The 23,905-nt window shown below is 57.0% G+C and carries 33 protein-coding genes and 4 tRNA genes; 5 read left to right on the top strand and 32 right to left on the bottom strand.

Annotated elements, in window-relative coordinates; all coding sequences use genetic code 11:
* From ACIQ39_RS10040 to rpe, 12 genes are all read right to left on the bottom strand, one after another.
* On the bottom strand, positions 1-285 hold a 285-nt coding region (locus ACIQ39_RS10040), incomplete at its 3' end, for a GTP-binding protein (protein ID WP_396434462.1).
* A gap of 73 nt (positions 286-358) precedes the next feature.
* A tRNA-Thr gene (locus ACIQ39_RS10035) sits at positions 359-433 on the bottom strand.
* A gap of 28 nt (positions 434-461) precedes the next feature.
* Positions 462-535 (bottom strand) — tRNA-Gly (locus tag ACIQ39_RS10030).
* A gap of 119 nt (positions 536-654) precedes the next feature.
* A tRNA-Tyr gene (locus tag ACIQ39_RS10025) sits at positions 655-740 on the bottom strand.
* Between the two features lie 61 nt (positions 741-801).
* Positions 802-1,539: a uracil-DNA glycosylase gene (locus ACIQ39_RS10020; protein WP_396434461.1), complete on the bottom strand. Its 738-nt coding sequence runs from the start codon at positions 1,537-1,539 to the stop codon at positions 802-804.
* Between the two features lie 20 nt (positions 1,540-1,559).
* Positions 1,560-2,351: an indole-3-glycerol phosphate synthase TrpC gene (gene trpC / locus ACIQ39_RS10015; RefSeq protein WP_396434460.1), complete on the bottom strand. Its 792-nt coding sequence runs from the start codon at positions 2,349-2,351 to the stop codon at positions 1,560-1,562.
* A 129-nt stretch (positions 2,352-2,480) separates the two neighbouring features.
* The gene (gene trpD, locus ACIQ39_RS10010) at positions 2,481-3,509 is read right to left on the bottom strand and encodes an anthranilate phosphoribosyltransferase (RefSeq protein ID WP_396434459.1); all 1,029 of its coding nucleotides are present in this window, start codon (positions 3,507-3,509) and stop codon (positions 2,481-2,483) included.
* Positions 3,510-3,589: 80 nt separating this feature from the next.
* The gene (ltaE, locus tag ACIQ39_RS10005; protein ID WP_396434458.1) at positions 3,590-4,693 is read right to left on the bottom strand and encodes a low-specificity L-threonine aldolase; all 1,104 of its coding nucleotides are present in this window, start codon (positions 4,691-4,693) and stop codon (positions 3,590-3,592) included.
* Entirely contained in the window at positions 4,690-5,271 is a 582-nt protein-coding gene (locus tag ACIQ39_RS10000) for an anthranilate synthase component II (protein ID WP_396434457.1), read from the bottom strand. Before ACIQ39_RS10000 ends, ltaE begins: the two co-directional genes overlap by 4 nt.
* Before the next feature lie 2 nt (positions 5,272-5,273).
* Positions 5,274-6,773 (bottom strand): anthranilate synthase component I, encoded by a 1,500-nt coding sequence (gene trpE, locus ACIQ39_RS09995; RefSeq protein ID WP_396434456.1) that lies wholly within the window; start codon positions 6,771-6,773, stop codon positions 5,274-5,276.
* A 361-nt stretch (positions 6,774-7,134) separates the two neighbouring features.
* Positions 7,135-7,857, bottom strand: a complete 723-nt coding sequence (gene gph / locus ACIQ39_RS09990; protein WP_396434455.1) for a phosphoglycolate phosphatase — start codon at positions 7,855-7,857, stop codon at positions 7,135-7,137.
* Between the two features lie 4 nt (positions 7,858-7,861).
* Entirely contained in the window at positions 7,862-8,542 is a 681-nt protein-coding gene (gene rpe, locus ACIQ39_RS09985; RefSeq protein ID WP_396434454.1) for a ribulose-phosphate 3-epimerase, read from the bottom strand.
* A gap of 29 nt (positions 8,543-8,571) precedes the next feature.
* Here rpe and apaG point away from each other — a divergent pair, with 29 nt between their 5' ends.
* The 4 genes from apaG to ACIQ39_RS09965 are packed head-to-tail and all read left to right on the top strand — an operon-like array spanning position 8,572 to position 10,984.
* Positions 8,572-8,964: a Co2+/Mg2+ efflux protein ApaG gene (gene apaG / locus ACIQ39_RS09980; RefSeq protein ID WP_396434453.1), complete on the top strand. Its 393-nt coding sequence runs from the start codon at positions 8,572-8,574 to the stop codon at positions 8,962-8,964.
* Positions 8,965-9,003: 39 nt separating this feature from the next.
* A complete protein-coding gene (gene thiL / locus ACIQ39_RS09975; RefSeq protein ID WP_396434465.1) occupies positions 9,004-9,969 on the top strand; it encodes a thiamine-phosphate kinase in 966 nt (321 codons plus the stop codon).
* Positions 9,966-10,505 (top strand): phosphatidylglycerophosphatase A, encoded by a 540-nt coding sequence (locus tag ACIQ39_RS09970; RefSeq protein WP_396434452.1) that lies wholly within the window; start codon positions 9,966-9,968, stop codon positions 10,503-10,505. Before thiL ends, ACIQ39_RS09970 begins: the two co-directional genes overlap by 4 nt.
* Positions 10,505-10,984, top strand: a complete 480-nt coding sequence (locus ACIQ39_RS09965; RefSeq protein WP_396434451.1) for a CinA family protein — start codon at positions 10,505-10,507, stop codon at positions 10,982-10,984. The genes ACIQ39_RS09970 and ACIQ39_RS09965 overlap by 1 nt, the downstream gene beginning before the upstream one ends.
* A gap of 148 nt (positions 10,985-11,132) precedes the next feature.
* On the opposite strand, the gene ACIQ39_RS09960 is transcribed toward ACIQ39_RS09965, so the two are convergent.
* The 18 genes from ACIQ39_RS09960 to rplN all read right to left on the bottom strand — a co-directional run bounded on the left by ACIQ39_RS09960 (position 11,133) and on the right by rplN (position 19,939).
* A tRNA-Met gene (locus tag ACIQ39_RS09960) sits at positions 11,133-11,209 on the bottom strand.
* A gap of 18 nt (positions 11,210-11,227) precedes the next feature.
* Positions 11,228-11,614, bottom strand: coding sequence for a 50S ribosomal protein L17 (rplQ, locus tag ACIQ39_RS09955; protein ID WP_396434450.1), 387 nt, complete (start codon positions 11,612-11,614; stop codon positions 11,228-11,230).
* 82 nt (positions 11,615-11,696) lie between these two features.
* Entirely contained in the window at positions 11,697-12,689 is a 993-nt protein-coding gene (locus ACIQ39_RS09950) for a DNA-directed RNA polymerase subunit alpha (protein ID WP_396434449.1), read from the bottom strand.
* 100 nt (positions 12,690-12,789) lie between these two features.
* Complete coding sequence (gene rpsD, locus ACIQ39_RS09945; RefSeq protein WP_396434448.1) at positions 12,790-13,413, bottom strand: 30S ribosomal protein S4; 624 nt, start codon at positions 13,411-13,413, stop codon at positions 12,790-12,792.
* A gap of 87 nt (positions 13,414-13,500) precedes the next feature.
* Positions 13,501-13,905, bottom strand: coding sequence for a 30S ribosomal protein S11 (gene rpsK / locus ACIQ39_RS09940; RefSeq protein ID WP_396434447.1), 405 nt, complete (start codon positions 13,903-13,905; stop codon positions 13,501-13,503).
* A gap of 19 nt (positions 13,906-13,924) precedes the next feature.
* Positions 13,925-14,290, bottom strand: coding sequence for a 30S ribosomal protein S13 (rpsM, locus tag ACIQ39_RS09935; RefSeq protein WP_019429278.1), 366 nt, complete (start codon positions 14,288-14,290; stop codon positions 13,925-13,927).
* A gap of 24 nt (positions 14,291-14,314) precedes the next feature.
* The gene (gene rpmJ / locus ACIQ39_RS09930; RefSeq protein ID WP_084795560.1) at positions 14,315-14,428 is read right to left on the bottom strand and encodes a 50S ribosomal protein L36; all 114 of its coding nucleotides are present in this window, start codon (positions 14,426-14,428) and stop codon (positions 14,315-14,317) included.
* A 101-nt stretch (positions 14,429-14,529) separates the two neighbouring features.
* Complete coding sequence (gene secY, locus ACIQ39_RS09925) at positions 14,530-15,849, bottom strand: preprotein translocase subunit SecY (RefSeq protein ID WP_396434446.1); 1,320 nt, start codon at positions 15,847-15,849, stop codon at positions 14,530-14,532.
* A 22-nt stretch (positions 15,850-15,871) separates the two neighbouring features.
* Positions 15,872-16,303, bottom strand: a complete 432-nt coding sequence (gene rplO, locus ACIQ39_RS09920; RefSeq protein WP_396434464.1) for a 50S ribosomal protein L15 — start codon at positions 16,301-16,303, stop codon at positions 15,872-15,874.
* Between the two features lie 10 nt (positions 16,304-16,313).
* A complete protein-coding gene (gene rpmD / locus ACIQ39_RS09915; RefSeq protein WP_396434445.1) occupies positions 16,314-16,496 on the bottom strand; it encodes a 50S ribosomal protein L30 in 183 nt (60 codons plus the stop codon).
* 14 nt (positions 16,497-16,510) lie between these two features.
* Positions 16,511-17,029 carry a 30S ribosomal protein S5 gene (rpsE, locus tag ACIQ39_RS09910; RefSeq protein WP_353238038.1) on the bottom strand — a complete coding sequence of 173 codons (519 nt, stop codon included), beginning with the start codon at positions 17,027-17,029 and terminating at the stop codon, positions 16,511-16,513.
* Between the two features lie 17 nt (positions 17,030-17,046).
* Entirely contained in the window at positions 17,047-17,412 is a 366-nt protein-coding gene (gene rplR / locus ACIQ39_RS09905; RefSeq protein ID WP_396434444.1) for a 50S ribosomal protein L18, read from the bottom strand.
* Between the two features lie 11 nt (positions 17,413-17,423).
* Positions 17,424-17,957: a 50S ribosomal protein L6 gene (rplF, locus tag ACIQ39_RS09900; protein WP_396434443.1), complete on the bottom strand. Its 534-nt coding sequence runs from the start codon at positions 17,955-17,957 to the stop codon at positions 17,424-17,426.
* A gap of 13 nt (positions 17,958-17,970) precedes the next feature.
* A complete protein-coding gene (rpsH, locus tag ACIQ39_RS09895; protein ID WP_396434442.1) occupies positions 17,971-18,366 on the bottom strand; it encodes a 30S ribosomal protein S8 in 396 nt (131 codons plus the stop codon).
* 18 nt (positions 18,367-18,384) lie between these two features.
* Positions 18,385-18,690: a 30S ribosomal protein S14 gene (rpsN, locus tag ACIQ39_RS09890; protein ID WP_396434441.1), complete on the bottom strand. Its 306-nt coding sequence runs from the start codon at positions 18,688-18,690 to the stop codon at positions 18,385-18,387.
* An 8-nt stretch (positions 18,691-18,698) separates the two neighbouring features.
* Complete coding sequence (rplE, locus tag ACIQ39_RS09885; protein WP_396434463.1) at positions 18,699-19,238, bottom strand: 50S ribosomal protein L5; 540 nt, start codon at positions 19,236-19,238, stop codon at positions 18,699-18,701.
* 2 nt (positions 19,239-19,240) lie between these two features.
* On the bottom strand, positions 19,241-19,561 hold the full coding sequence (rplX, locus tag ACIQ39_RS09880) for a 50S ribosomal protein L24 (protein ID WP_396434440.1): 321 nt from the start codon (positions 19,559-19,561) through the stop codon (positions 19,241-19,243).
* A gap of 9 nt (positions 19,562-19,570) precedes the next feature.
* Entirely contained in the window at positions 19,571-19,939 is a 369-nt protein-coding gene (gene rplN / locus ACIQ39_RS09875) for a 50S ribosomal protein L14 (RefSeq protein WP_019427444.1), read from the bottom strand.
* Between the two features lie 320 nt (positions 19,940-20,259).
* Between rplN and proC the strand changes: the two genes are divergently transcribed.
* Positions 20,260-21,084, top strand: a complete 825-nt coding sequence (gene proC, locus ACIQ39_RS09870) for a pyrroline-5-carboxylate reductase (RefSeq protein WP_396434439.1) — start codon at positions 20,260-20,262, stop codon at positions 21,082-21,084.
* 23 nt (positions 21,085-21,107) lie between these two features.
* Here the strand turns inward: proC and ubiA are convergent, their stop codons facing one another.
* Together ubiA and ACIQ39_RS09860 are read right to left on the bottom strand one after the other, a co-directional pair.
* Positions 21,108-21,977, bottom strand: a complete 870-nt coding sequence (ubiA, locus tag ACIQ39_RS09865) for a 4-hydroxybenzoate octaprenyltransferase (RefSeq protein WP_396434438.1) — start codon at positions 21,975-21,977, stop codon at positions 21,108-21,110.
* A 3-nt stretch (positions 21,978-21,980) separates the two neighbouring features.
* Positions 21,981-23,462, bottom strand: a complete 1,482-nt coding sequence (locus ACIQ39_RS09860; protein ID WP_396434437.1) for a SulP family inorganic anion transporter — start codon at positions 23,460-23,462, stop codon at positions 21,981-21,983.
* Positions 23,463-23,905 lie beyond the last annotated feature (443 nt).

The raw sequence follows: 23,905 nt of genomic DNA, 5'->3' as shown, positions 1-23,905 counted from the left end.
GCCAGTGATCATGTTCTTCACATAGTCAGCGTGGCCGGGGCAGTCGACGTGGGCGTAGTGGCGATTTTGTGTTTCGTACTCGACGTGCGCGGTGTTGATTGTGATGCCACGGGCCTTTTCTTCGGGTGCAGCGTCGATCTGGTCGTACGCTTTGGCCGAACCGCCGAACTTGGCTGCCAGCACGGTGGTGATGGCCGCGGTCAGGGTGGTTTTGCCGTGGTCCACGTGACCGATGGTGCCCACGTTGACGTGGGGTTTGGTCCGTTCAAATTTCTCTTTTGCCATATCTTTGACTCCGAAAAGTAGCGGTCAACAACCAAGACAAGAAGCGCACAATTTTCATTGCGCGCCCCGAAACTGGTGCCCTTGGCGGGAATCGGACCCGCGACCTCTCCCTTACCAAGGGAGTGCTCTACCACTGAGCCACAAGGGCGAAACTTCTGACAAACTCACCGACAGGCTGGAGCGGGAAACGGGAATCGAACCCGTGTCATTAGCTTGGAAGGCTAAGGTTCTACCATTAAACTACTCCCGCACTTTGAACTCCGCACGAGTGAATGCGGTGCCCATGCTTGGAAACCAATTCCAATTGATTTTCAATTGATTTTCAATTCATTTCCAAATGCTCTGCCAAGCCGACTTTCGCCAGTTTGCTGGTGGAGGAGACTGGATTCGAACCAGTGTAGGCGTAAGCCAACAGATTTACAGTCTGCCCCCTTTAGCCACTCGGGCACCCCTCCAGAAGCGAGCCTCAAATTATGCCATCTTTTCGTGACACCCTGCAAGTGTTGGTTTTTAATTTCACCAAGTGATGGCTTGTTCGCCGTTGCGGTCGGCGAAAAGTTGGGCACTTGCAAAATGACCACAGCCCAAGAATGGCAGGGGCGGGCGCATGGCCGACAGTGGCGAGGGGTGATTGGACTGCAAGATCAAGTGCTTGGATGAGCCAGCAACCGCGTCCAATATTTTCTTCTTGGCTTGCGCATGCGCGCCCCACAACATGAACACCACAGGCTTGTCGCTTTGCGCCACAAGCTTGACCAGGCTGTCGGTCAACGCCTCCCAGCCCCAGCGGGCATGGCTGGCAGGCAAGCCCGCCTCTACCGTCAAACACGTGTTGAGCAACAAAACACCTTGCTTTGCCCAGCGCACCAAGCAGCCATGCGCCGGTGGCGGCAAGCCCAAACTCGTTTGAATTTCTTTGAAGATATTGCGCAAACTCGGCGGCCACGGCACCCCTGCTGACACCGAAAATGCCAGCCCGTGGGCTTGCCCATGGCCATGGTAGGGGTCTTGCCCCAGAATCACCACGCGAACCCGGTCCAAGGGCGTCAAACTGAGCATTTTGAAAGGCTCGGGCGGGTAAAGCGTACGGCCTTCTGCCAAAGCCTGGGTCAAGCGCATGGACAAGGCTTGCCCCTGTGCACTGCCCAAAAACAGTTGCACCGAAGGGGCCCAACTCGCATCCATCGCCGACAAGTCCGGTGGCCAATGTGCCAGCCGCTCTGGTCCCATCGGCGCGCCCGCAAGATCAAGCATCTGCTGGCTTGCCGCTTGAATCATCCGGCAAAGAGCTTGGCCAAGGCCTCGCCCGGTTCGTCCGCCCGCATGAAGGCCTCGCCCACCAAAAAGGCGTGGACCTTGGCCTCGCGCATGCGGTGAACATCGTCGGGGGTTTGAATCCCGCTTTCAGTGACCAGCAAACGGTCTGTCGGCACATGGGGCAACATGTCCAAGGTGGTCTGCAAGGACACCTCGAAGGTTTTCAGGTTGCGGTTGTTGATGCCCACGAGCCGGGTTTTGAGCTTCAGCGCACGGTCAAGCTCTGCGCGATCGTGCACTTCCACCAAAACGGCCATGTCCAGACTGCGCGCCACCGCTTCCATGTCGGCCATTTGCGCGTCATCCAGGCAAGCCGCGATCAACAAGATGGCGTCGGCCCCCATGGCCCGTGCTTCGTACACTTGGTACGCATCGACCATGAAGTCTTTGCGCAGCACCGGCAGGTCGCAGCTGGCACGGGCTTGTTTGAGGTAGTCCACACTGCCTTGAAAAAACTGTTTGTCGGTCAGCACCGACAGGCAGGCAGCGCCAAACTCGGCGTAACTTTGGGCGATGTCGGCCGGGATGAACTCGGCGCGCAACACGCCTTTGGACGGGCTGGCTTTTTTGATTTCAGCGATCACGGCCGACTGGCCTGCGCTTATTTTGGCGCGCATGGCCCCTTCGAAGTCACGCGTCAGCACGCGGCTTTCGGCATCGGCGCGGACCATTGCCAAGGGTTTTTGCCGCAAGGCCGCGGCCACCTCTTCGTGTTTCACGGCAACGATTTGGTCGAGGATGTCACTCATGCTTTTTTCCTATCCGGGCGCAATGGCATCGGTTTACAAAGATAAAAATGGCGGCGCACAGACTTGGCCTGTTTCGCCCATCAACAGGCTCAGTGCGCTGCGCTCAAGTCGCCATCGCTGCGCCCGTGCTCAAGCAGGGTTTTGGCCAAAAGCCACAAACTGTGCCAGCTTGTCTTTGGCCGCCCCTGAGGCGATGGCCTCGCGCGCGCGCTCAAGGCCCTCGGTCATGCTGCTGGCCACATTGGCCGCATACAAAGCAGCGCCCGCGTTGACCATGACAATGTCGAGCGCCGCGCCGGGCTGATTGTCCAGTACGCTGCGCAGCATGGCCATGGATTGCTCGGGTGTGTCGACTTTCAGGGCACGGTTGCTGGCCATGGTCAAACCGAAGTCCTCGGGGTGAATCTCGTATTCGGTGATCTGGCCATTTTTGAGCTCCCCCACCAAGGTGGAGGCCCCCAGGCTGATTTCGTCCATGCCATCGCGCCCATACACCACCACCGCGTGCTCAGCCCCCAAACGCTGCAAGGCGCGCACCTGGATGCCTACCAAGTCGGGGTGAAACACACCCATCAAAATATGGGGGGCACTGGCCGGGTTGGTGAGGGGTCCGAGGATGTTGAAAATGGTGCGAACGCCCAGCTCTTTGCGCACCGGTGCCACATTTTTCATGGCCGGGTGGTGGTTGGGCGCGAACATGAAGCCGATGCCCACTTTTTCGATCGACCGGGCAATCAGCTCGGGGGACAGGTGGATGTTGCCGCCCAAGGCCTCGACCACATCGGCGCTGCCCGATTTGCTGCTGACGCTGCGGCCGCCGTGTTTGGCGGTTTTGGCCCCAGCGGCCGCGGCCACGAACATGGCGCAGGTTGAAATGTTGAAGGTGTGTGCCCCATCGCCCCCGGTGCCCACGATGTCCACCAAATGCGTGGTGTCGGCCACATGCACCTTGGTGGAAAACTCACGCATCACTTGGGCCGCAGCGGTGATCTCACCTATGGTTTCTTTTTTCACACGCAAGCCTGTGATCAGTGCCGCCATCATGACCGGCGACAACTCGCCATTCATGATCATGCGCATGATGTGGAGCATCTCATCGTGGAAAATTTCGCGGTGCTCGATGGTGCGTTGCAGTGCTTCTTGGGGGGTGATGGGCATGGCGTTGTTCAGTCAGGTGATCGGTTTCATGAAAAGGGGCTGGGCTGTGGGCCGTGTTGCGCTGGAGCCGAAACAAGGCTTCAGTAAATACCGGCCTTGGCTTTGGGCGGGGCCTCTTGCGTCAAGTTTTGCGTCAAGTTGTGCGCCAAGTTGTGCTTCAAGGGTTGCGCCATGAAACGGCGAATGCTGCCAATTGCATGGTCAACGCCAGCGGCGTCCACGTCCAGGTGCGTGACAAAGCGCAGGCCGATCAAGCCGGTGGCCAAAACGCCTTCGGTTTTCAGATGCTCCAGCAGCGCCGGTCCTCGGCCATCGGCGACATCTAAAAACACGATATTGGTCTGCGCCGAACGCAGGCTCAGGCCCGGCACATCCTTTAAACCTTGGGCCAAGCGCTGCGCCAGTGCATGGTCATCGGCCAAGCGTTCGACATGGTGGTCCAGCGCGTGCAGCGCTGCGGCGGCCAAGATGCCCGACTGGCGCATGCCACCACCCAAGACCTTGCGCCAGCGCAGCGCTTTGGCGATCAGTTCACGCGAGCCGCACAAAGCCGATCCCACAGGCGCGCCCAAGCCCTTGCTGAAACACACCGACACGCTGTCGAAATGGTCAACGATGCGGCGCAGGCTGGCCTGCACAGTGGCGCCCTCGGCCTGCGCCACCGCTGCATTGAAGAGGCGGGCACCGTCCAAGTGCACGGCCAGACCGTGCTGACGGGCCAAGCCTGCGGCTTGCGCCAAATAGGCCTGCGTCATGGGGCGGCCGTTCCAGGTGTTTTCCAGCGCCAGCAGGCGGGTGCGCGCAAAGTGGGCATCGATGGGCTTGATGGCCGCCGCGATGTCGGTCAGTGCCATTTCACCCGCGCTGTTTTGCGCCAAAGGTTGTGGCTGTATGCTGCCCAGCACCGCCGCACCGCCGCCTTCGTAACGGTAGGTGTGGGCGTTTTGGCCCACGATGTACTCGTCGCCCCGCTCGCAGTGCGCCATCAGGGCGCACAAGTTGCTTTGCGTGCCGGTGGGCATGAACAGCGCCGCTGCTTTGCCGGTGATCTGCGCGATGCGCGCTTGCAAGGCGTTGACCGTGGGGTCATCGCCAAACACATCGTCGCCCACGGGCGCTTGCAGCATGGCCTCGCGCATGGCGGCTGTGGGTTGGGTGACGGTGTCGCTGCGCAGATCAATCATGGACGCTCCAAAAAGTTCTTCAGCAGGGCATGGCCGTGCTCGGTCAGGATGGATTCGGGGTGGAACTGCACGCCTTCAATGTCCAGATCGGTGTGACGCACGCCCATGATTTCGCCGTCCTCGGTCCAAGCTGTGACCTTCAAACAAGGCGGGCAGGTGGCCCGCTCAATGGCCAGCGAGTGGTAGCGGTTGACGGTGAATTGCTCGGGCAAGCCCGCAAACACCCCTTCTTGTGTGGTGCGGATGACGCTGGTCTTGCCGTGCATCAAGGTCTGCGCCCGAACGATCTGGCCGCCAAACGCAGCGCCAATGCTTTGGTGCCCCAGACACACCCCCAAAATGGGCAGCTTGCCTGCGAAATGCGAAATGGCCGCCACCGAGATGCCCGCCTCGGCAGGTGAACAGGGGCCGGGTGAAATCACCAAACGGTCAGGCTGGCGCTGTGCAATGCCTTGCAGCGTGATCTCGTCGTTGCGAAAGACCTCGACCTCAGCGCCCAACTCGCCCAAATACTGCACGATGTTGAAGGTGAAGGAGTCGTAGTTGTCGACCATCAGGAGTTTGATTTTTTTTGCCATGCTCACTCCAGTCCCTCTTCAACCAACTCACTGGCCCGCAACAAGGCGCGAGCCTTGTGCTCGGTCTCCAGCCACTCTATCTCGGGCACCGAGTCGGCCACCACCCCGGCCGCCGCCTGCACATACAAGGTTTGGTCTTTGATCACGGCGGTGCGGATGGCAATCGCCACATCCATGTCGCCCGCGTAGCTGATGTAACCGCAAGCGCCGCCGTAAATGCCGCGTTTGACGGGCTCGAACTGGTCGATCAGCTCCATGGCGTGCACCTTGGGCGCGCCTGTGAGGGTGCCCGCAGGGAAGGTGGCTTTGAGCACGTCCATGTTGCTCATGCCCGCGTTGAGCAAGCCCTCGACATTGCTCACGATGTGCATGACGTGGCTGTAGCGCTCGACCACAAAGGCCTCGGTCACCTTGACCGAGCCAATTTGAGCGATGCGGCCAATGTCGTTGCGGGCCAAATCGATCAGCATCACATGCTCGGCCCGCTCTTTGGGGTCGTTGATGAGTTCAAGCTCGGCGGCTTTGTCTTTTTCGGGTGTTGCACCCCTGGGGCGTGTGCCCGCCAGGGGGCGGATGATGACTTTGGCACCGGCCTCGGTCTGCTCTTGGCGCACCAAAATCTCGGGGCTGGCCCCCACAACATGGAAGTCGCCGAAGTTGTAGAAATACATGTAGGGGCTGGGGTTGAGCGAGCGCAGCGCCCGGTACAAAGACAGCGGGCTTTCGGTGTAGCGCTTTTTGATGCGCTGGCCTACTTGCACCTGCATGAAGTCACCGCCCTCAATCAGGGCCTTGGCCTTTTCCACCGCGGCGATGTAGTCGGCCTTGGCAAAGTCGCGTTCAGCCGGGTATGACTGGCTGGCTTTGACCACCGGGGCGCTGACCGAGTATTTCAGCTGTTCTTTCAAGTCGCGCAGGCGTTTTTTGGCGCGCACAAAAGCCTCGGGCGTGGCCGGATCGGCATAAACAATCAAATACAGTTTGCCCGACAGGTTGTCGATCACCGCCAACTCTTCGCACTGCAACAACAAGATATCTGGCGTGCCCAGAGTATCGGGTGGGCATGATTTTTCGAGTTTTTTCTCGATGTAGCGCACCGCGTCATAGCCAAAATAGCCGGCCAATCCACCACAAAAGCGCGGCAAGCCCGGGCGCAAGGCCACTTTGAAGCGCTTTTGGTACTGCTCAATGAAATCCAAAGGGTTGCCCATGGCCGTTTCAATGACCACGCCGTCGCGCACCACCTCGGTCTTGGCCTGGGCGCCAAAACCGCTGGCGCGCAGCAAACTGCGGGCGGGCAAGCCAATGAAGCTGTAGCGACCAAAACGCTCACCGCCCACCACAGACTCCAGCAAAAAACTGTACTGGCCCTTGTTTTTGGTATGCGCCAATTTGAGGTACAGCGACAGGGGGGTTTCCAGGTCCGCAAAGGCCTCCAGCATGAGGGGGATGCGGTTGTAGCCTTGGCTGGCCAGGCTTTTGAATTCCAGTTCGGTGATCACAGGCTCAAGCCTCCATAGCGCTCAGCGACCTTGTGCAAGGTGCTTTTCATTCATCCAGGTGCCCGGCCATGGGTGTAAAAGCCGGGTGCGGTTGGCGGGCAGGCCGCACAGTTGAGAGGGTTCAGTCTGGCTGACGCCAGGGCCAGGCTCCCCGGCCATGGGCATGGCTCGGCAGACTGGCTGCGCTGGAGGTGTGATGAAGCTGGGACATGTTGATGCGAGTTTAGCAAAGCCTGACGTGTTTGCCGCGCGGCTTGTGGTCAGACCAGCGATTCAGATCGCCATGGCCTTTTTTCAAAACCCAAGTGGGCATGTCGCCATGGAGCGCCATCGGCCAGCATTTGCCAGTACGTCCCACCACTCATGCCCGCATGCGCCCGGGCAAGTCGGCCAATGTGTCCAACCAAGCGGCCGCTGGCGTTGCTTGCACCGGTTGGCCATGGTTATAGCCATAGGTCACGAGCACCACGGGGCAACCGGCGGCATGGGCCGCTTGGGCGTCGTTGCTCGAATCGCCGACCATCAAGGTGCGGCCCACAGCCGTGCCCAAAGCCTCACAGGTTTTCAAAATGGGCAAAGGGTCGGGTTTTTTTCGCTCGAAACTGTCGCCACCGAACACCGGGCCGAAAAAATGTGCCAATGCTTTTTTATCCAATAGCGTTTGGGCAAACGCCAAAGGTTTGTTGGTCAAGCAGGCCATGGGCACTGCACGCGCTGCGAGAAATTCGAGCACTGCCAGCACACCCGGGTAGACCTCGGCAAATTGCCCATTGATGGCCAGGTAGTGGTGCTGGTATCGCCGCCATGCACGCTCAAAAAGCGCATCCACCGTCAAAGCAGGGCAAGCTTGGCCCACACCCTTGACTTCGGAGCGGCTAATTTGGTGGGCCAGCACGCTGCGTATCAGGTGCTCGGAGCCTTTGCCAATGGTCTGCGCGATCAGCGCATCGGGTACGGGCGGCAAATCCAAATCGGCCATGGTCCTGTGCAAAGCCACCCGAAAGTCACACAAGGTGTGCACCAAGGTGCCGTCCAGATCGAAGATGACCGCATCGATCTGCGTCAAATCGTGCAAGCTTTGCATGCACTCAGTCCAAGGCCACACGCATCTGGTCGATCACCGCTTTGTAATTGGGTTTGCCAAAAATGGCACTGCCCGCCACAAAGGTGTCAGCCCCTGCATCGGCCACGCGGCGGATGTTGTCGGCTTTGATGCCGCCATCGACTTCCAGGCGAATGTCTCGGCCGCTGGCATCGATCAACTTGCGTGCTTGCTCGATCTTGCGCAGGGCCGAATCGATGAAGCTCTGGCCGCCAAAGCCGGGGTTCACGCTCATGATCAAGATCAGATCGATTTCGTCAAGGGTCCATGCCAGCACGTCCAGCGTTTCGGCGGGGTTGAAAACCAGGCCCGCCTTGACGCCCTTGCTTTTGATGGCCTGAATGCTGCGGTGCACGTGCGCACTGGCGTCCGGATGGAAACTGATGAGGTCCGCACCCGCTTCTGCAAACGAGGCCGCCAAAGCGTCTACGGGCGAGATCATCAAATGCACATCAATGGGCACGGCCAGCCCCGCAGACGTTTTGGCATGCGGTTTGACGGCTTGGCAAATCATGGGGCCAAAACTGAGGTTGGGCACGTAATGGTTGTCCATCACGTCAAAGTGGATCCAGTCAGCACCGGCGTCGATGACGCTTTTGACTTCCTCGCCCAAGCGGGCGAAATCAGCCGAGAGGATGGAAGGGGCAATGCGGTAAGTCTTTGTCATGCTGGAAATCTCGCAGTTAATATCTGTACATGACAGTCTACAACGTTCAAATTGATGTGGTGCCACAGTTCCTGGCTGACCAAAGCCACGCTTCGCAGGGTGTCTTTGCTTTCGCGTACACCGTGACCGTGACCAACACCGGACAAATTGCCGTCCAATTGATCTCTCGCCATTGGCTCATCCATGACGATCAAGGCCACAAAGAAGAGGTCACTGGTTTGGGTGTAGTGGGTCAGCAGCCCTTGCTTCGTCCTGGCGAGTCATTTCGTTACACCAGCGCTTGCCGTTTGCGAACACCCAGCGGCACCATGGGTGGAAGTTATTTTTTTGTGGCCGAAGATGGGCATCGCTTTGACGCAGCCATCATTCCTTTTGTTTTGGATTCGGCCAACCACTTGCCTGCGGGCCGCACCCTGCACTGAACCGCACTTTCTACAGCGCTTGAGGTTAAGCTCATGGCCATGGGTGAATTTGAGTTGATTGATCGTTTTTTCACACGCAAGGCACGTCAAGCCTTGGTGGGAATTGGCGACGACTGCGCCGTGTGGATGCCAAGCCCCGGCCATCAACTGGCTTTTTCGGCGGACATGTTGGTCGAGGGTCGGCACTTTTTGTCGACGGTTACGCCCCGGCATTTGGGCCACAAAGCGCTGGCTGTGAACTTGAGTGACCTGGCGGCGTGCGGCGCAACTCCCCGGGCTTTTTTGCTTTCTTTGTCATTGCCCCGGGTGGACGAAGCTTGGTTGTCTGGTTTTTCTGAAGGGCTTTTCGATTTGGCTGACGCTCAATCGTGCGAGCTGATCGGCGGGGACACCACCCAAGGACCTTTGAACATTGCCATCACCGTGATAGGGGAAGTCCCCAGCGGACAAGCTATTTTGCGATCAGGCGCTCGCCCAGGTGATGATGTTTATGTGAGCGGGCATTTGGGCGATGCTCGCTTGGCCTTGGAGGCTTTTCGTGGCGACATCAGCTTGCCTCAAGTCACTTTCGACCTGGCCAGGCGTCGCATGGAAACGCCTACACCTCGGCTTGCGCTCGGTGTTTCATTGCGCGGTTTGGCCAATGCCATGGTGGACATCAGTGATGGCCTTTTGGGCGATTTGGGCCATGTGCTCAAGTCCAGCGGTGTTGGGGCGCGCATTGATCTTCCCAGTGTCGAGACTTTGATGCTGGCCACCGCATCCTGGGATTGCCCGCGCGATTGCTTGTTGCGCTGCGTGCTGTCAGGTGGTGATGATTACGAATTGCTTTTCACCGCATCGCCTGCACATCGCGATCAAATTCAAGCCGCAGCTTTGGCCACCTTGACGCCAGTGTCCCGCATTGGCGTCATCACATCTGATCCGGCTTTGCTTGTGCTCACTGAAGATGGCCAAACCCTGAACAGCACTTACCATTCTTTTGATCATTTCGCTTCACGATGACCGCGCCTGTGAACCCAACTCACGCCCCGCAAGCCCCTCGGATCACCCAGCCCTCGGCCGCTTTCATGGTGCAACATCCTGCCCGCGTCATTGCGCTGGGTTTTGGCTCCGGCCTCTCACCCCTCGGTCCTGGCACTGTGGGTAGCCTTTGGGGTTGGGTCTCTTGGCTGTTGATTCAGTACCATTTTTCTATAGCTGTCCAAGCCAGCTTCATTGTGTTGGGTTTGTTGTTGGGATGGTGGGCTTGCACCAAGACATCTCAACACATGGGCGTGAGTGATCCAGGAGCTGTGGTGTGGGATGAAATTGTGGCCATTTGGTTGGTCTTATTTTTCATTGCACCCAGCGGCTGGGGTGAGCAAGTTTTTGCGGTGATCTTGTTTCGGTTTTTTGATGTGGTCAAGCCAGGGCCCGTGGCTTGGGCTGATCGTTCATTCAAAGGCTTTGGATGGCGGGGGGGCTTTGGCATCATGTTTGACGATTTGCTGGCTGCGTTTTGTACCCTTTTGGTCTTTTCATTCTGGAGGCTGGTGTGATGTCCGACATCCGTTTAGCGCTTTCTCTTGCGCTGTCCAAGCTCAGATGGCAGATGGCCACCGCAGAAAGCTGCACTGGCGGCCTCATCGCTGCCCACTGCACGGATTTGCCAGGATCAAGCCAATGGTTTGACCGTGGCTTTGTGACTTATTCCAATGCTTCAAAAACTGATCTGTTGGGCGTGAGTCCAGACCTGATCAAGGATCAAGGCGCCGTCAGCGAAGCGGTTGCGCTGGCCATGGCTTTGGGTGTTGTTGACCGTTCTGCCGCCCGTGCTTCTTTGGCCGTCACAGGCATTGCAGGTCCCGACGGGGGCAGTGCGGACAAGCCTGTAGGCTGCGTTTGGTTTGCGTGGTGTTTGAACGGTGATTTGTCTGCCGAGCGGCTGGTCTTGCCAGGCAACCGTCAGCAAGTGCGGCATGCTGCTTGCGCTCACGCCTTGCAAGGCTTGGGGGTGCGATTGTCCAAGTGGGCTTGAGCTCAATGTCGATCAAGACAATGGCTTCAAACGGCACGGGCATCTGTTGCTGAGAGCCTTGGTTTTTGGCACCGTTCGGCTGCCAATTCAAAACAAAAAACCCTCCGAAGAGGGTTTTTTTGTCAGGTTTTTTGGGTATCAAAAAACTTGGTTGCGGGGGCCGGATTTGAACCAACGACCTTTGGGTTATGAGCCCAACGAGCTACCAGACTGCTCCACCCCGCGGTATGTGTTGATTGTACCTTATTCGGGTGCACTTTCAGCGCTTGGCGCTGCGCGATCGACCAATTCAACCAAAGCCATCGGGGCGTTGTCACCCACGCGGTATCCCATTTTCAGGATGCGTGTGTAACCACCAGGGCGCTTGGCAAAACGGGGGCCGAGATCGGCAAACAATTTGACAACGCTGTCACGGTCACGCAGGCGGTTAAAGGCCAAGCGCTTGTTGGACAAACTGTCTTCTTTGGCCAAAGTGATCATCGGCTCAATCACGCGACGCAGCTCTTTGGCTTTGGGCAATGTGGTTTTGATGACTTCGTGCTCAATGAGCGAATTCATCATATTGCGCAGCATGGCGAGGCGGTGCTCGCTGGTGCGGTTCAATTTACGGAGGCCGTGTCCGTGGCGCATGGTGCTTACCTTTCTTTATTTAACAGACAGCCGTATCAGGTACTGTCCGTGCACAACCCGAATTGGTTTCGGGAACTTTTAATTAACGCTTGTCCAAGCCGGCAGGAGGCCAGGCCTCGAGCTTCATGCCAAGGGTCAGACCTCTTGAGGCCAAGACCTCTTTGATCTCATTGAGCGATTTACGTCCCAAATTCGGGGTCTTGAGCAGCTCGTTTTCAGTACGCTGAATCAAATCGCCAATGTAGTAAATGTTTTCGGCCTTCAAGCAGTTGGCTGATCTGACCGTGAGTTCTAACTCATCAACAGGGCGCAACAGAATCGGATCAAAATTACCGGAACCGCCGCGCACTGCAGGTGCATCAAAAGCAGACAACTCGCTGCCTTCCAGTTGCGCAAAAACTGCCAATTGCTCAACCAAAATTTTGGAAGAGGCACGCACAGCGTCTTCCGCATTGATTGCGCCGTTGGTTTCGATCTCAATGACCAGCTTGTCCAAATCGGTGCGTTGTTCAACACGGGCACTTTCAACCGTGTAGCTCACGCGCTTGACTGGCGAAAATGACGCGTCCAAAACGATGCGGCCCAGTGCCTTGGTCGGCTCGTCGGCATAACGGCGCATGCTGCCGGGCACATAGCCACGGCCCTTTTCAACTTTGATCTGCATGTCGAGTTTGCCGCCTTGCGACAAATTGGCAATGACATGGCCAGGGTTGATGATTTCGACATCATGCGGTGTTTGGATGTCAGCAGCGGTGACAGGGCCTTCCCCATCTTTGCGCAAGCTCAGTGTCACTTCGTCGCGGTTGTGCAACTTGAAAACCACACCTTTCAAGTTCAACAAAATGTTCACCACATCTTGTTGCACACCATCAATGGAGGAGTACTCGTGCACAACACCAGCAATGGTGACTTCGGTAGCAGAGTAACCCACCATAGAAGACAACAAAACACGGCGCAGGGCATTGCCCAGGGTATGACCATAACCGCGCTCAAAAGGCTCCAGCGTGACTTTGGCACGGTTGGTAGACAGTTGCTCTACTTGGATGGCTTTGGGTTTCAACAGATTGGTTTGCATTCAGACTTCCTCTCAATACCCCCGGTTCGTTACACCGGTAAGGCTGATGAAGCACCCCGCCCACAATGCCTTGTGCGCAGGGAACGATTGAAACAAAGAATTAACGTGAGTACAGTTCGACGATCAAGGACTCGTTGATGTCGGCACCAAACTCGTCGCGATCGGGCACTTTCTTGAAAGTACCCTCGGCCTTGTCGGCATTGACCTCCACCCAAGCGGGCATACCCACTTGGGCGGCCAATTGCAGCGCTTCGACCACGCGGTTTTGCTTTTTGGATTTCTCACGCACAGCCACCACATCACCGGCCTTGACCAAGTAAGACGGGATGTTCACAGATTGGCCATTGACCGTGATGGCTTTGTGAGAAACCATTTGACGGGCTTCTGCACGTGTTGAACCAAAACCCATTCTGTAAACGACATTGTCCAAGCGGCACTCCAGAAGCGACAACAAGTTGGACCCGGTGTTGCCTTTACGGCGATCGGCTTCTGCGAAGTAACGGCGAAACTGCTTTTCAAGAACACCATACATGCGCTTGACTTTTTGTTTTTCGCGCAGCTGCAGTCCGTAGTCGGAGGTGCGTTGACCAGAAGTGCGACCGTGCTGGCCTGGCTTGGTGTCAAATTTGGATTTGTCTGCGATCGAGCGACGAGCGCTCTTGAGAAACAAATCGGTGCCTTCACGGCGAGAAAGTTTGGCCTTGGGGCCGAGGTAACGTGCCACTTGATTTTCCTTTGTGCAGCTGCCGCAACAGGTCGATGCGGGAGCCAAACCCTGCAAGCAAGGTCTGGCGGTGGGCTTTTAGATTGATTAGATACGGCGGCGCTTTTGAGGGCGGCAACCGTTGTGCGGAACCGGGGTCACATCAGCGATCGAGGTGATGCGGATGCCCAATGCACCCAAAGCACGGACCGATGATTCGCGGCCAGGTCCTGGACCTTTGATTTCAACGTCCAGGTTTTTGATGCCTTGTTCTTGCGCGGCACGACCTGCAACTTCAGAAGCAACCTGGGCTGCAAAAGGCGTCGACTTGCGCGAGCCTTTGAAACCCTGGCCACCGGACGAGGCCCAGGACAAAGCGTTGCCTTGGCGATCGGTGATGGTGATGATGGTGTTGTTGAACGAGGCGTGAACGTGCGCAATGCCGTCAGCAATGTTTTTGCGGACTTTTTTACGAACACGTTGTGAGGCGCTGTTGGTCTGTGCTTTTGCCATGATGGTCTCTCAATCTAGCTTATTTTTTCAAGGCCGCTGCACCTTTACGCGGACCTTTGCGGGTCCGTGCGTTGGTGCGAGTGCGTTGGCCACGCATGGGCAAACCACGGCGATGACGGAAACCACGGTAGCAACCAATGTCCATCAAGCGTTTGATGTTCATGGTGGTTTCACGCCGCAAATCACCCTCGATGGTGAAAACAGCGATCTGGTCGCGGATTTTCTCGAGGTCGGCGTCGGTCAGATCTTTGATCTTTTTCGAGTAAGCGATGCCAGAAGCTTCGCAAATTTGCCGAGCGCGGGTGCGACCAATACCAAAGATGGCGGTCAGGCCTATCTCTGCATGTTTGTGCGGCGGAATGTTGATGCCAGCGATACGTGCCATATTCGTCCTCTAAAACTAATTCAATCAGCCTTGACGCTGCTTGTGACGTGGATCAGTGCAGATCACACGAACTACGCCCTTGCGGCGGATGACTTTACAGTTGCGGCAAATTTTTTTCACCGAAGCCGAAACTTTCATGATTTTCTCCTAAAACTCGACATGACCTGGACCTTGGACCAGGTGAAAAAAGGGGCCTTGCGTAGACAACGCGAGGGATGAATCGACGCACCTCAAACCTGTCAAGATTTAAAGCTTGCCTTTTTCAAAAGTGAATCGTATTGATGCGACATTCTGTAATTTTGAACCTGTGACATGAAATCCATGGTCACAATCACAATGATCAGCAATGAAGTGCCGCCGAAATAAAATGGAACATTGTATTTCAGGATCAAAAACTCAGGCAGCAAACAAACAAAGGTAATGTAAGTAGCGCCTACAGCCGTCAATCGGAGCAATATCTTGTCAACATACTTGGCCGTTTGTTCCCCGGGGCGTATACCTGGAATGAAAGCACCGCTCTTCTTCAGGTTGTCTGCCGTCTCGCGACTGTTGAACACCAAAGCTGTGTAGAAGAAACAGAAGAAGATGATTGCCACCGCATAAAAAGTCACATAGACAGGTTGGCCTGGGGCCAAGGCAGCGGCAGCATCTTTGAAGAAACGAATCACCATGCCATCGCCGGGACCCGAGCTGAACCAACCGATCAATGTGGCCGGTAACAAAATAATGGACGAAGCAAAGATAGGGGGGATCACACCCGCCATGTTGAGTTTCAAGGGCAAGTGTGAGGTTTGACCGCCATACACTTTGTTGCCCACCTGGCGGCGTGCGTAATTGACCAGTATTTTTCGTTGGCCTCGCTCAACGAAAACGACAAAGTAAGTGACCAAGCCCACAACCACAATGATCATCATGGAGATCAATGGGTTCATCGCACCCGTGCGCACCAACTCAAACAAGCCGCCCAAAGCACTGGGCAGACCCGCTGCAATACCGGCAAAAATCAAAATAGAGATGCCGTTGCCCAAACCACGCTCGGTGATTTGCTCACCCAACCACATCAGAAACATGGCACCTGCTGTCAGACTGACAACCGCAGTCATGCGAAAGCCAAAACCTGGGTTGATGACCAAACCAGCTGAAGCCTCCAAAGCTACTGCAATACCAAAGGACTGAAAAATGGCCAAACCCAAAGCACCAAAGCGTGTGTACTGGGTGATTTTTCTGCGACCCGCTTCACCCTCTTTTTTCATTTGTTCAAACATCGGCACCACATAAGTCATCAGCTGCATCACGATGGATGCAGAGATGTAAGGCATGATGCCCAGCGCGAAAACAGTGAAACGGGACAGCGCGCCGCCCGAGAACATATTGAACAAACTCAGAATGCCGCCCTGTTGGCCACTGAACAACTGCTTGAGTTGCTCAGGATCAATGCCAGGGACCGGTATGTGCGCGCCAACTCGGTAAACCACCAAAGCGAGCAGCAAAAACACCAGCCGACGCGTCAAGTCACCGGACTTCGCTTTCTTGTTGGTTGGGTTACCGATGGTCGCCACAATGTTTCTCGCTGGTCAAGTATCAGGCTACAGAGCCGCCGGCAGCTTCAATGGCTGCTTTGGCACCTGCGGTGGCACCAATGCCTGTCAATTTGACGGCATGGGTCAAAACACCCGTGTTGATGACTTTGACCACTTTGGCGATGTGGGCCACCAGACCCGCTTGCTTCAATGTCAGGACATCGACTTCAGGAAGGTTCAAGGCGGTCAAGTTGGTCAAGGTGATTTCGGCGTTGTACTTGAGCAAGTGGGATTTGAATCCGCGCTTGGGCAAGCGACGCTGCAAGGGCATTTGACCGCCTTCAAAACCAACCTTGTGGTAACCACCGGAGCGGGACTTTTGACCTTTGTGACCGCGCCCGGCGGTTTTACCCAAGCCTGAACCGATGCCACGACCCACGCGACGTGGCGCGTGTTTTGAGCCTTCTGCAGGCTTGATGCTGTTGAGTTCCATCATGGGCCTCTTAGAGAACTTTGACCAAGTAACTGATCTTGTTGATCATTCCGCGAACTGCGGGCGTGTCTTGCAGTTCGCTCACCGAATTGATTTTGCGCAAGCCCAGACCACGCACGGTGGCGCGGTGAGACTCTTTGGTGCCAATCGGGCTGCGAACCAGTTGGACTTTCAAAGTAGATGCTGTCGTCATGTTCGTTCTCCGGTTCAGCCAAACAGCTCTTCAACCGACTTGCCGCGCTTGGCAGCCACGTTGGAAGCTGTGGTGCAGTTGGACAATGCGTCCAATGTGGCACGAACCATGTTGTAGGGGTTAGAGGAACCGTGGCTCTTGGCCACGATGTCGGTGATGCCCACAACTTCGAACACAGCACGCATGGGGCCGCCTGCAATGATGCCAGTCCCTTTGGGGGCTGGTGCCATCATGACGCGAGCTGCGCCGTGGTGCCCATTGACAGCGTGGTGAATCGTGCCGTTTTTGAGGTGAACTTTGCTCAAGTTACGACGGGCTTCTTCCATGGCTTTTTGTACAGCCGCAGGCACTTCTTTCGATTTGCCCTTGCCCATGCCGACTTTGCCGTCACCATCGCCCACCACGGTCAAGGCTGCGAAACCGAGGATGCGGCCGCCCTTGACCACTTTGGTCACGCGGTTGACCGCGATCATCTTTTCGCGAAGACCGTCTTCTGGGCCTTCGCTCTGTGGTTTTGCTGTAAATTTAGCCATTTGTATATCCGATCCGTTTAGAACTGCAGACCTGCTTCACGGGCAGCTTCGGCCAAAGCCTTCACACGACCGTGGTAAGCAAAACCTGCGCGGTCGAAAGCGACTTTCTCAATGCCCGCAGACTTTGCTTTTTCAGCAATGCGCTTGCCGATCACTGTAGCTGCCGCCGCATTGCCGCCCTTGCCCGATGCACCCAATGCGGTGCGGACTTCGGCTTCTGCGGTGGAGGCACTGGCCAACACTTTGGTGCCGCAGCCAGAAATCACGCTGGCATAGATGTGCAAATTGGTCCGACTCACGGTCAGGCGCGCCACGCCTTGCTGTGCGATGCGAATTCTGGTTTGGCGTGCGCGACGCAGACGCTGCTCTTTCTTGGTCAACATGGTGCAGCTCCTTATTTCTTCTTGGTCTCTTTGATCGTGATCTTCTCATCCGAATAACGGATGCCTTTGCCCTTGTAGGGCTCAGGTGGTCGAACAGCACGTATCTCCGCAGCAATTTGGCCGACGCGTTGGCGGTCTGCACCTTTGATCACGATTTCAGTCGCGCTGGGTGTTGCCACCGTGATGCCCGTTGGCATGTCGAAGTTGACGGGGTGCGAGTAGCCGACAGCCAGGTTCAATTTGGCACCCGTGGCAGCAGCTTTGTAACCCACACCTACCAAATTGAGCTTCTTTTCGAAGCCTTTGGTGACACCCGTGACCATGTTGTTCACCAGCTGACGCATGGTGCCGCTCATGGCATTGGCTTCGCGCGAATCATTGGCGGGGACAAAGCTCAGCTTGCCACCTTCGTTGGTCACGTTCACCAGCATGTTGGCTGTGATGGCCAGTTGACCACCCGTGCCTTTCACGCTGATTTGATCTTGTTTGATTGACACATCCACACCAGCGGGGATGGTCACAGGCATTTTTCCTACGCGGGACATTTTGTCTCTCCCTTTAAGCGACGTAGCACAGGACTTCGCCACCGACACCGACTGCACGTGCTTTGCGGTCGGTCATCACGCCTTGGGGCGTGGTGACGATGGCGACGCCCAAGCCGTTTTGGACTTGTGGGATGGCATCACGGCTTTTGTACACGCGCAGGCCAGGACGGCTCACGCGCTCAATGCGCTCGATCACAGGACGACCGGCGTAGTACTTCAGGGCAATTTCGAGGACGGCTTTGCCGTCTTCGGTTTTGACTTGGTAACCGTCAATGTAGCCTTCGTCTTTCAGCACTTGGGCAATTGCCACCTTCACTTTGGAGGAAGGGACCGAGACGGCTGTTTTGGCCACCATCTGTGCATTGCGGATGCGGGTCAACAGATCGGCAATAGGATCACTCATGCTCATGTTGTTATCTCCTGCCGATTACCAGCTGGCCTTGGTCACGCCCGGAATTTGGCCGGCAAAGGCTAATTCACGGATTTTGGCGCGACCCAAACCAAATTGACGGAACGTGCCGCGTGGGCGACCGGTGATTTCACAGCGGTTGCGTTGGCGGGTCGGATTGGCGTTGCGGGGCAACTTTTGCAGACCCAAACGGGCTGCTGCGCGCTCTTCATCGCTGCGTTTGGCGCTGTTGGCAACGGCCTTCAGTTCAGCGTATTTCTTTGCGAATTTAGCTGCCAGTTTTTCACGCTTGAGCTCGCGCTCGATCAAAGCTACTTTAGCCACGTGGCACCTCAGTTCTTGAAGGGAAAGCGGAAAGCTGTCAAAAGTGCTTTGCACTCTTCGTCAGACTTGGCCGTGGTGGTGATGCTGATGTTGAGACCACGCAAGGCATCCACCTTGTCGTACTCAATTTCAGGGAAAATGATTTGCTCTTTCACGCCGATGTTGTAGTTGCCACGGCCATCGAATGCGCGACCGGAGATACCCCGGAAGTCACGAACACGGGGCAATGCCACGGTGACGAATCGGTCCAGGAACTCATACATCTGGACACCACGCAGCGTGACCATGCAGCCAATGGGTTGCATCTCACGAATTTTGAAACCCGCAATGGCCTTTTTGGCTTTGGTCACCACCGGTTTTTGACCTGCGATTTTGCTCAGGTCGCTGACGGCGTGGTCCATCACTTTTTTATCCGCCACCGCCTCGGAGACACCCATGTTGAGTGTGATTTTGGTGATGCGAGGAACCTGCATGGGCGACTTGTAGCCAAACTTGGCCGTCAGGTCAGCAGAGATTTTCTCGCGAAAGAGTTGTTGCAGACGTGCCATGCTCATGCCACCTTGATTTCTTCGCCGCTTGACTTGTAAACACGCACACGTGTTCCGTCAGCTTGCAACTTGATACCCACGCGATCGGCCTTTCCGGTGGCGACATTGAATATGGCCACATTGGATTGGTGAATCGGCATGGCTTTTTCGATGATGCCGCCTGTGGTGCCCTTCATGGGGTTGGGCTTGGCATGTTTCTTCACGATGTTGACCCCGTCAACCAACACATGCGAGTCGCTGGCACGGGAGGCAATTTTGCCTCGCTTGCCTTTGTCTTTGCCTGTGATGACGATGATCTCATCGCCTTTGCGAATTTTGTTCATGGCGCGTCCTTACAGTACTTCGGGTGCCAAGGACACGATCTTCATGAACTTCTCGGTGCGCAGTTCACGCGTGACCGGGCCGAAGATGCGGGTGCCAATAGGCTCCAACTTGGCGTTCAGCAACACAGCGGCGTTGCCATCGAATTTGATGAGGGAGCCATCGCCACGGCGAATGCCCTTGGCGGTGCGAACCACCACGGCACTGTAGATTTCGCCTTTTTTGACGCGGCCACGTGGAGCGGCTTCTTTGATGCTCACCTTGATGATGTCACCAACACTTGCATAGCGACGCTTGGAGCCGCCGAGCACCTTGATGCACAGCACGGACTTGGCGCCGGTGTTGTCGGCTACGTCTAGCCGAGATTCTGTCTGGATCATTTCTTTATTCCCAACTTGTATTCTTTTAAAATGAGCCGAAAGCTCAACCTGCAAGAATCAGTCTTGGACCCGTCATGGATGCTGCAAACCACTCGCAGCACTTCTGATTGGGCAGATACTTACACCTTTTGCAAGGCGAAGCCCACGATTATGCCAGCAAATGAGGGCGCGTGCAACAACTTCGCAAAAGTTTTTCCAATTGCCTCGTTCTTTGCGCCACCAGGCCAATCCAAGTGCCAAGCTGCCTGCGGCGACAATGTGCGGGTTGCTTACCCCATCACTCACTCTGACTGCAGAGATTTTCCCCTCAGGCCCTCAACATGACCCCTTCTGAACACCACATCGCCTTCATCGGCGGAGGCATCATGGCCAGCGCCATCATCGGTGGCCTGATCCGCCAAGGCATGAAGCCCGATCAATTCAGCGTGATCGAACCCTTTGCCGACACCGCCGCCAAATTGAAGACTGACTTCGGCATCAGCGCTTGGCCCTGTGCCCACCCTTCGTTGGCCCAAGCAGACTTGGTGGTCTGGGCTGTCAAGCCCCAAATGTTCAGCGCAGCCGCAGCCCCCGTCATGCCACACACGCGCCAAGCCCTGCACCTGTCGGTCGCCGCCGGCATTCGCTCGGACAGCATCTGCCGCTGGGTCGGTACCGAGCGCCTGGTTCGCTGCATGCCCAACACCCCGGCACTGGTGGGCCAAGGCATCACCGCCTTGTACCCCTGCCCCCGCGTCACGCCCGCCGACAAAGCGCTGGTCGAGCAGGTCATTGGCACCACCGGACAGTTTCTTTGGGTCACGCAAGAGTCACAACTCGATGCCGTGACCGCCTTGTCCGGCTCAGGTCCGGCGTATGTGTTTTATTTTTTAGAAGCCATGACCGAAGCAGGCACAGGCATGGGCTTATCGCCCGAGCAGGCCTACCAGCTGGCTGTGGCGACATTCTCGGGCGCAGCCAGCTTGGCCGCAGCGTCAGCCGAATCACCCGAAGTTCTGCGCCAACGCGTCACCTCGAAAGGTGGCACCACCTACGCGGCCATCACCTCGATGGAGGCCTCTGGCATCAAAGCCTCGTTTGTAAAAGCCATGCAGGCAGCGCAGCTGCGCGCGGGCGAATTGGGCGATGAATTTGGCAAGGCTTGAGGTTTTGAGGGTCAGGGGCCGCATCAAGCGGCGCCCGCTCCCAGGCCGGTCGACAGCGCCACGCCGGCAAACACACTCAAGCCCAACCAGTGATTTAAGCGAAAGGCCTTGAAGCAGCCGTCTCGGCTGCGGTCCTTGATCAGCCACACATGCCAGGCCACTTGCACAGCAGCCCCGCCCAGCCCCGCCCACATCCACACGCCTCGCTCAGGCGCATCCAGCAACACCGCCCAAACCACCCCATACACCCCATAAAACGCTGTGATAGCAGCCACATCGAAGCGGCCCAGCGTGATGGCCGAAGTTTTCATGCCGATTTTCAGATCGTCGTCACGGTCCACCATGGCGTACTCGGTGTCATAGGCCAGCACCCAAAACAAGTTGCCCAGCAACAGGCCCCACGCCAGGGGTGGCACCTCGCTTTGAATGGCGGCAAAAGCCATTGGAATGCCGAAACTGAAGGCCACACCCAAGACCGCCTGAGGCATTGAGACCATGCGCTTGGCGTAGGGGTACACCAAGGTCACTGCCAACGCGGCAAACGACCAAGCCACGGCAGCACGGTTGGTGGTGAGCACCAATCCAAACGCACACAAAGCCAGAAACACACCCACGCCAAGCGCCTCTTTCACGCCCAAGCGCCCACTGGTCACCGGACGCTGCGCTGTGCGTTTGACATGCTTGTCAAAATCACGGTCCGCCACATCGTTGACACAGCAGCCTGCACTGCGCATGAGAAAAGTGCCCAGTGTGAAGACCGCGATCAGGTGCCAGCCGGGAAAGCCCTCTGCCGCAACCCACAGAGCTGACAAAGTGGGCCACAACAAAAGCAGCCATCCGGCAGGGCGGTTCCAGCGAATCAGGTCCAGATAAAGCGTGAGTCTGTCCGCCATGACTCAATGCCCAATGATCAGGTCTTTGCCGTCTTTGTCGTGCACGGCAAACTTATCGACCAAGGTGGCGCTGGCCTGGTTGAGCCCGCGCACTTCCACCTCCACGCCCTCGCGTCGGAATTTGAAAACCACTTTGTCCAAGGCACTCACTGCCGTGATGTCCCAGAAGTGGGCTCGGCTCACGTCAATCACCACTTTAGAGACCCTCTCGTCGAAGTCAAACGCGTTGACAAAGCGCTCGGCGCTGGCAAAAAACACCTGGCCCACCACCTGGTAGTTGTGAACCTCAGGGGTGTGGTCTGAATGGACCAACAAAATTTGGCCAATTTTGTGCGCAAAGAAAAAGCCCGACAACAACACGCCCGTCAGCACGCCCTGCGCCAAATCATGCGTGACCACCGTCACGGCCACCGTGGCGAGCATGACCACGCTGGAGCTTTTGGGGTGTTCGCGCAAGTTCTTGAACGAGCCCCAGTTGAAGGTGCCAATCGACACCATGATCATCACTGCCACCAATGCGGCCATGGGGATTTGACTGACCCAGTCACCCAAGAACACCACCAAGATCAACAACACCACGCCCGCGACCAAAGTGGACAATCGGCCGCGCCCGCCGGATTTCACGTTGATCACCGACTGGCCGATCATGGCGCAACCGGCCATGCCACCGATGAAACCGGTAGCGATGTTGGCCACGCCTTGGCCCATGCATTCGCGGCTTTTGTTGCTCTGGGTATCGGTCATGTCGTCCACGATGGTGGCGGTCATCAGCGATTCCAGTAAACCCACCACCATCAGCGTGGCCGAGTAGGGCAGGATGATCATGAAGGTGTCCCAGTTCAGCGGCACATCGGGCAGCAAGAACACCGGCAAGCTGCTGGGCAACTCGCCCATGTCGCCCACGGTGCGGATGTCCAGGCCCAGCGCGATCGAGAAAGCGGTCAACACCACGATGGTGACCAACGGCGAGGGCACGGCCTTGGTGAGGTAGGGCAGGCCATAAATGATGGCCAATCCCGCCGCGGTCATGGCGTAGACATGCCAGGTCACGCCCACGGTGCTGGGGTTGAGCTCGGGCAACTGCGCCATGAAGATCAAAATCGCCAGCGCGTTCACGAAGCCGGTGACGACCGAGCGCGAGACAAAGCGCATCAACTGCCCCAAGTGCAGCCAACCTGCAATGACCTGCAGCACACCTGTGAGCACCGTGGCCGCCAACAGGTATTGCAAGCCATGGTCCTTGACCAGTGACGCGATCACCAGCGCCATGGCACCCGTGGCCGCCGAGATCATGCCGGGGCGACCGCCCGCAAACGCGATGATGGTGGCGATCGAAAACGACGCATACAGCCCGACTTTGGGGTCCACGCCCGCAATGATGGAAAACGCAATCGCCTCAGGTATGAGGGCCAAGGCCACAACGAGGCCAGCCAGGATGTCATTGCGGGTATTGAAAAGCCATGTGCGGCGAAGGTAGGCAATCATGGGGCAGGTACCGCGGTGGCAAAGGCGCTATTTTAAAGATCGCCCAAAACACGGCGTTCCAAGGCCCGAATGGATCGCCACGCTTCGCTCGCGATGACTGCTTCGTTGTGGCGCTTGGCTCGCGGTGACTGCGCCGGTATGGCGCTTGGCTCGCGGTGACTGCGCCGGTGTGGCGCTTAGCTCGCGATGACTGCGCCCGTATGGCGCTTGGCTCGCGATGACTGCGCCAGTATGGCGCTTGGCTCGCGGTGACTGCGCCGGTGTGGCGCTTGGCTCGCGGTGACAAGTACTGTCACAACACCAAAACGCCCGTCACTGCGAGCGCAGCGAAGCAGTCCATGTCTGGCCTACCAACAATCGCCGCTTTCAGCGCCATTGCACTTGCGCAAGCCAGCCGCTGCTGCGGGCTTGGGTGTTGTCGCTGTCGGCGCCGATGACCACGG

Source organism: Limnohabitans sp. (genome assembly GCF_044361645.1).
Lineage (GTDB): Bacteria > Pseudomonadota > Gammaproteobacteria > Burkholderiales > Burkholderiaceae_C > Limnohabitans_A.
This window is presented reverse-complemented; position numbering and strand designations above follow the sequence as displayed.